The organism is Salinivibrio sp. MA427 (assembly GCF_001996115.1).
Taxonomy (GTDB): Bacteria; Pseudomonadota; Gammaproteobacteria; order Enterobacterales; family Vibrionaceae; genus Salinivibrio; species Salinivibrio costicola.
Genome location: NZ_MUFH01000503.1, coordinates 1 through 1,066, shown reverse-complemented (window position 1 = coordinate 1,066; position 1,066 = coordinate 1). Strand labels below are relative to the sequence as shown.

Below are 1,066 nucleotides of genomic sequence, written 5' to 3'. Positions count from 1 at the left end.
GTACCGTTATCATTCCCACCCACGGGACCGCAACTAGATTAATAGGCGTTGCCGCCGCACTCACTCCAGAAAAAAAACTGAGTTGCAGCGGTAACATACCAATCAACAGTACAAGTTGGACGACCAACAGCTGCTTCAACGGCCGCAGCCAGTGCCAGCGCCGGGGCGCTTGTCCCCAACCGGATGAGCGCGAAAAGCCATAATGCGCAAGACATAAGGCACCGACCGCCGAAAATGATAACCAAAAGCTGACCGAGAAGCCGGCTAACGGATCACGCGCAAGTACCAATAATACGGTGAGTTGCAAAAGATTAAGCGGTGAGACGCTGGCACCAAGACGCTTTGCCACCGACACCAATAACAGCGCAATCAATGCCCGTTGGGTTGGCAGTGCAAATCCCGCTAGTGCGGCATAGACTATCGCGACACCGAGTGCCACATAGAGCGGCAACCATGTAAATAAACGCTGCTCTGGCAGCCAAACACGCGCCCAACGGCCAAGTTGCCACCCCATGCCATAAGCCAAGCCAATGTGTAACCCTGAAATCGCCATCAAGTGGGCCAAACCACTTTGTGTCAATGTGTCCCAATGGGCGGTAGTCAGCCACGATCGATCGCCCAAACTCAATGCTAAAAGGTGAGGGCCAAACCGAAGTGGTGATAAAGTCGGCGTTAAGGTATCAAGCAGCTGCTGACGCCAAATAATGGTATCGGTTAATTGTGTAGCCTGTTTTAAACTGGCTTTGGCGTGTATTCGCCGAGCCACATAATATTTTTCCGCATCAAAGCCGGTTTCATTGAGTCGGCCATACGGTGGCTTAAGCCGTACAGTCAGTTGCCAACGCTCGCCCTGCTTAGGAAAAGGTGGTGATTGCCAGTACACACGTACACGTGCTGAACGAAAAGGCGCCAATCTCGATTGATTAATTTTATCGACATCAAAAATAATCGCTTGCGCGCCGGCTTTATCGCTAAAAAGGGTGCCCACAGTGCCCGTGATTGTAGTATCCTTTTGGTTTGAAATGATGTGGATCACGTTGGCTTGATACAGGTTTGCGGATAATAC

At 51.1% G+C, this 1,066-nt stretch carries 1 protein-coding gene; it reads right to left on the bottom strand.

The features are described 5' to 3' along the window. On the bottom strand, positions 1-1,066 hold a 1,066-nt coding region (locus BZG79_RS15930), incomplete at both ends, for a DNA internalization-related competence protein ComEC/Rec2 (protein ID WP_077774898.1).